This window comes from Curtobacterium sp. Csp2 (assembly GCF_013347165.1).
Genome location: NZ_CP054593.1, coordinates 3,621,758 through 3,626,857, shown reverse-complemented (window position 1 = coordinate 3,626,857; position 5,100 = coordinate 3,621,758). Strand labels below are relative to the sequence as shown.

At 74.1% G+C, this 5,100-nt stretch carries 5 protein-coding genes and 1 pseudogene; 4 read left to right on the top strand and 2 right to left on the bottom strand.

The features are described 5' to 3' along the window. Nucleotides 1-103: 103 nt before the first annotated feature. Nucleotides 104-922 carry a polysaccharide deacetylase family protein gene (locus HUN59_RS17600; protein WP_174779115.1) on the bottom strand — a complete coding sequence of 273 codons (819 nt, stop codon included), beginning with the start codon at nt 920-922 and terminating at the stop codon, nt 104-106. A 312-nt stretch (nt 923-1,234) separates the two neighbouring features. Here HUN59_RS17600 and HUN59_RS17595 point away from each other — a divergent pair, with 312 nt between their 5' ends. The 4 genes from HUN59_RS17595 (at nt 1,235) to HUN59_RS17580 (ending at nt 4,706) form a co-directional block, all read left to right on the top strand. Beyond that, nucleotides 1,235-2,431, top strand: a complete 1,197-nt coding sequence (locus tag HUN59_RS17595) for a zinc-dependent alcohol dehydrogenase (protein WP_174779114.1) — start codon at nt 1,235-1,237, stop codon at nt 2,429-2,431. Between the two features lie 16 nt (nt 2,432-2,447). Further along, nucleotides 2,448-3,506 (top strand): NAD-dependent epimerase/dehydratase family protein, encoded by a 1,059-nt coding sequence (locus HUN59_RS17590; protein ID WP_174779113.1) that lies wholly within the window; start codon nt 2,448-2,450, stop codon nt 3,504-3,506. 20 nt (nt 3,507-3,526) lie between these two features. Continuing rightward, a complete protein-coding gene (locus tag HUN59_RS17585) occupies nt 3,527-3,970 on the top strand; it encodes a DUF6314 family protein (protein ID WP_174779112.1) in 444 nt (147 codons plus the stop codon). 70 nt (nt 3,971-4,040) lie between these two features. Continuing rightward, nucleotides 4,041-4,706: a pentapeptide repeat-containing protein gene (locus tag HUN59_RS17580; protein WP_174779111.1), complete on the top strand. Its 666-nt coding sequence runs from the start codon at nt 4,041-4,043 to the stop codon at nt 4,704-4,706. 188 nt (nt 4,707-4,894) lie between these two features. Here HUN59_RS17580 and HUN59_RS17575 read toward each other — a convergent pair. After that, a pseudogene (locus HUN59_RS17575) lies at nt 4,895-5,100 on the bottom strand (pentapeptide repeat-containing protein); the annotation flags it as partial.

The window sequence follows — 5,100 nt, the reverse complement described above, 5'->3', positions numbered from 1 at the left end:
CGCACCTGCGGCGGTTCTCCGGACCGGCATGCCGCGGGGAGGAACCGCCCGCGTTGCGTCTTGCGGGACCGATTGCCGGGAAGCGACTCGCGCGGGGCCGGGGTCAGTGGGAGAACACGTCGTCGAGCGTGTAGGTCGCCAGGCCGCGCTGCTCGAGCAGGGCGTGGAGCCGCGGCAGCGCGCCGATCGTGCCCAGGTGGTTCGCGTGCCCGATGACGATGTGCGCCGGCTGGAACCACTGCTCCGCGAAGCCGACAATCTGGTCGGACGTGATGTCCCCGGAGTCCGCGAGCGTCCCGTACCAGAGCAGCGGGGTCGTGTAGCCGACGGCCGCCGCCGCCCGGTCGACCCGGGCGTCGTGGTAGCCGAACGGCGGCCGGAAGTACGGCTTCGCGTCCACGCCGTAGGTGTCCTGGATGAAGGCGTGGTTCCGCGTCAGCTGGTCCTGGACCGCCTGGTCGCCGAGCTTCGTCAGGGCGGGGTGGTCCCACGTGTGGTTCCCGAGCTGCACCTGCCCGGAGGTGACGAGCGGCCGCAGCAGGTCGGCGTGCTCGGTCCACGCGGGCCGCGCGCCGTTGACGAAGAAGGTCAGGCGTGTGCCGGTCTCAGCGGCGAACCGGGCATAGGCGGCGACGACGTCCGACGATGCCCCGTCGTCCACCGTCCACGCGATCCCGGGTGTCCCCGCTGGCAGACCCGTCACGGTCCCCCGGGGCAGCGGCACCTTCGTCAGTGCCGGACGGGTCGGTGTCGGGGTCGGTGTGGGTGTGGGTGTGCCCGTGGGTGTCCGGGTGGCTGTCGGCGTCGGGGTCGCGCTCGTCGGCCGCCGGGGCGGCTCGGATGAACACGCGGCGAGCGCCCCGGCGGCGAGGAGCGCTCCGGCCCCGGTGAGCAGGCTGCGGCGCGTGGTGCGGTGGTCCATCGGAGCCAGCGTGGCGGGTGGGCGGCACCGGGCGCATCGGCGGACGGGCGGAGACCGACTGGCCGATCGGCCACGTTCGAGCCCATCGCGCCCGTGATCGGAGGCGGATCCGCGCGTCGGGTGGCGGAAGGAACGGCTTCCGACGCGCGGATCGGCCTCCCACGCGCGGATCGGCCTCCGACGCGCGGATCGGTGGAACAGCAGGGCGCGCGGGCGGGCCTGGGAACGCACCACGGCGCGGGCGGGTACCGACGAGGGGGAGACGAGCCGTGCCTCCCGGCCGGCCCGACGCGACCACGAGAGGAACGCGACGTGCGCGCACTGACCTGGCAGGGCACCGAGAAGGTGTCCGTCGAGACCGTCCCCGACCCGACCATCCAGGAGCCGACCGACGCGATCGTGCGGATCACGTCGACCGCCATCTGCGGCTCCGACCTGCACCTGTACCGCGTGCTCGGCCCCTACATCGACAAGGGCGACGTCCTCGGGCACGAGCCCATGGGCATCGTCGAGGAGGTCGGCTCCGCCGTCACGAACCTGAAGGTCGGCGACCGGGTCGTCGTCCCGTTCAACATCTCGTGCGGTCACTGCTGGATGTGCCGCCACGGCTTCCAGTCGCAGTGCGAGACGACGCAGGTGAAGGAGTACGGCACCGGCGCCTCGCTCTTCGGCTACACGAAGATGTACGGCCAGGTCCCCGGCGGGCAGGCCGAGTACCTGCGCGTGCCGCACGCCGACTACGGCCCGATCAAGGTGCCGGACACCGGCGCGGACGACCAGTGGCTGTTCATGAGCGACATCATCCCGACCGCCTGGCAGGCCGTGCAGTACGCGGACGTGCCCGAGGGCGGGACGCTCGCGGTGCTCGGCCTCGGCCCCGTGGGGCAGTTCGCCGCGCGGATCGGCAAGCACCTCGGTTACCGGGTGCTCGCCGTCGACCCCGAGCAGGTCCGCCGCGACCTCGGGGCGAAGCACGGCATCGAGGTGTTCGACCTGTCCGACGACGTCGTGCCGCAGCTCGTCGACCTCACCGACGGCCGCGGGCCGGACGGCGTGGTCGACGCGGTCGGCATGGAGGCGCACGGCAACCCCGTCGCCGGGTTCGCCCAGCGCGCGGCCGGCCTGCTGCCGGACAAGCTCGCGCAGAAGGCGATCGAGACCGCGGGCGTCGACCGGCTGGCGGCGGTGCACGCGGCGATCGACCTCGTCCGACGCGGTGGCACGGTGTCGCTGTCCGGCGTGTACGGCGGGATGGCCGACCCGATGCCGATGATGACCCTGTTCGACAAGCAGATCACGATCCGCGAGGGACAGTGCAACGTCCGCCGCTGGGTCGACGACCTGATGCCGCTCGTGTCCGACCCCTCGGACCCGCTCGGCACGCTCGACCTGACCACGCACCGGGTGTCGCTCGAGGACGCCCCGCACATGTACTCGGTCTTCCAGAAGAAGGAGGACGGCTGCATCAAGGTCGTCCTCGACCCGTCGCTCGCGCCCGCGGCGGCGTGACGGTCGGGCACCGCTGATGCGCGTCGTCGTGGTCGGGGCGACCGGGAACGTCGGGACCGCCGTGCTGCGGCGGCTCGCGGCGGCCCGGCTCGCCGGTGACGGCCGGGCCGGCTCCGACGAAGGGCTGCAGGTCGTCGGGGTCGCCCGACGGCTGCCCGACGCCCGGGTCGCACCGTACGACGTCGCGGTCTGGCACGCCGTCGACGTCGGTGGCGACGGTGCCGTCGAGGAGCTCGCCGCCGTGTTCCGCGGGGCCGACGCCGTCGTGCACCTGGCGTGGGCGCTCCAGCCGACGCACGACATCCCCGCGCAGCACCGGACCAACGTCCGGGGCACGGCGAACGTGCTCGCCGCCGTGGCCCGGGCCGGGGTCCAGCAGGTCGTCGTGGCCTCGTCGGTCGGGGCGTACCGCGGGGTCGACGTGGACGGCAAGCGGACGCCGGTGGACGAGTCCTTCCCCGCCACCGGCATCCCGACGGCGACGTACTCGGTCCACAAGGCCGAGAACGAACGGGCACTGGACACGTTCGAGCGCGAGCACCCGGACGTGGTCGTGACCCGGCTCCGGCCCGGGCTGGTGTTCCAGCGGTCGGTCGCGGCGGAGCTCCGGGGGCTGTTCCTCGGGCACCTCGTCCCGATGTCGGTCGTGCGTGCGGCCCGGTTCGCGGTCCTGCCGCTGCCGCTGCCGTTCGTGTTCCAGGCCGTGCACGCCGACGACCTCGCCGACGCGTTCTGGCGGGCGATCGACCGGCGGGCCGCCGGCGCGTTCAACATCGCGGCGTCGCCGGTGCTCACCCCGCCGCGGATGGCCCGGGCCGCCGGGATGCTCGGCGCGGTGCGGATCCCGCTCCGCCTGCTGCGCGGGGTCGTCACGTTGACCTGGCGGCTCCGGCTCCAGCCGACGGACGCCGGGTGGCTCGACATCGCAGCCGGCGTGCCGGTCATGCGGACCGACCGCGCCCGGAACGAGCTCGGGTGGGCGCCGCAGCACACGGCGGAGGACGCCCTGCGGGAACTCGTCGGCGGCTTCGCCGACGGCGCCCGTGTGCCCGCGTCCGGACCCCTGCGCGGGTGAGCGCCCCGTAGCCTGAGGGGGTGCTGCTGCCGACGGACCTGCTCGGGGACTGGGACCTCGCACGGACCGTGGACGACCGCGCTGCCGATGTCCGCGGGACCGTCATGGGCCGCACCACGCTCACGCTGACCGGTCCGGACGAGGTCCGCTGGGACGAGTCCGGCATGATGCGGTTCGGCGGTCGGGAGACCCCGGTGTCCCGGACGCTGCTCGTCCGACGCGGCGCCGACGCGCACTGGACCGTGCACTTCGCCGACGGCCGGGTCTTCCACGACTGGGTGTGGGGCGCGGCGGTCGAGCACGCCTGCGCGCCGGACGACTACACCGGGGTGCTCACGGGCGACGCCGGACGGTGGACGGTGCGCTGGCAGGCCCGGGGTCCCGCGAAGGACTACCGGCTCGACAGCGTGCTCGAGCGTCGGACCGGCACGGCGTCGGACCGGCACAGCGTCGGTCCGGCCTGACGCAGCGTCGGACCGGCACAGCGTCGGTCCGGCCTGACGCAGCGTCGGACCGGACCGGCAGACTGAGCGCATGGCACGTTCGACCGGCACCGACGCCCCGCGGATCACAGTGACCGAGCCGACCGACCTGCAGGTCTGGTCACCGGCACCCGGCGACCTGCTCACCGGCGACCGGATCGAGGCGAAGCGCATCGGGGTGCTCGACGTCGCCGGGGAGCGGCTGCCCGACCTCGAGCTCGAGGAGTGCGTCGTCGGGACCCTCCGCGCCGACGGCACCGACCTGCGCGGCTTGCGCGTCCGCGACTCGGTCGTCGAGACGCTCGACGCCCCGGTGTTCCGCGCCTCGAGCAGCGCCTGGCGCGAGGTCCGGGTCGCCGGCGGCAGGGTCGGGTCCGCCGAGCTGTACGACGCGACGCTGGACGCGATCGAGTTCGTCGGCATGAAGCTCGGGTTCGTGAACCTCCGCGGGTCGACGCTCACCGACGTGGTGTTCCGCGACTGCGTGCTCGACGAGCTCGACATCGCCGACGCCCGACTGCTCCGCGTGTCCTTCGAGGGCACACGCATCCGCTCCGCCGAGGGTTCGAACACCCGCATCGACCACGTCGACCTGCGGGCCGCCGACCTGGACCGGGTGGAGCGGCTCGAGGGGTTCCGCGGGGCGACGATCGGTGCCGACCAGCTGTACGCCCTCGCGCCGCTCCTGGCCGCGCAGGCGGGTTACCGCGTGGACTGACACGCGCGTCCGGCCACCCCCGCCCGTCGGCCGCCGCCGGCTCGCCCGGTCCGCTGGCGGGCGGGGAGTTCATGCGCTGCGCGACACCTCACGGGCCGCGGACGGCGTGAACTGTCGCTCAGCCCGAAACCTCCGCGCTCAGCCAGCGGCCGCAGCGGCCGACGGGCGGGGGTGGCCGGACGCGCGTGTCAGTCCACGCGGTAACCCGCCTGCGCGGCCAGGAGCGGCGCGAGGGCGTACAGCTGGTCGGCACCGATCGTCGCCCCGCGGAACCCCTCGAGCCGCTCCACCCGGTCCAGGTCGGCGGCCCGCAGGTCGACGTGGTCGATGCGGGTGTTCGAACCCTCGGCGGAGCGGATGCGTGTGCCCTCGAAGGACACGCGGAGCAGTCGGG

What these genes read in the sequence shown, in the direction of transcription:
- HUN59_RS17590 (WP_174779113.1), top strand. Translation starts at nt 2,448, where the DNA reads ATGCGCGTCGTCGTGGTCGGGGCGACCGGGAACGTCGGGACCGCCGTG.
- HUN59_RS17580 (WP_174779111.1), top strand. Translation starts at nt 4,041, where the DNA reads ATGGCACGTTCGACCGGCACCGACGCCCCGCGGATCACAGTGACCGAG.
- HUN59_RS17600 (WP_174779115.1), bottom strand. Translation starts at nt 922, where the DNA reads ATGGACCACCGCACCACGCGCCGCAGCCTGCTCACCGGGGCCGGAGCG.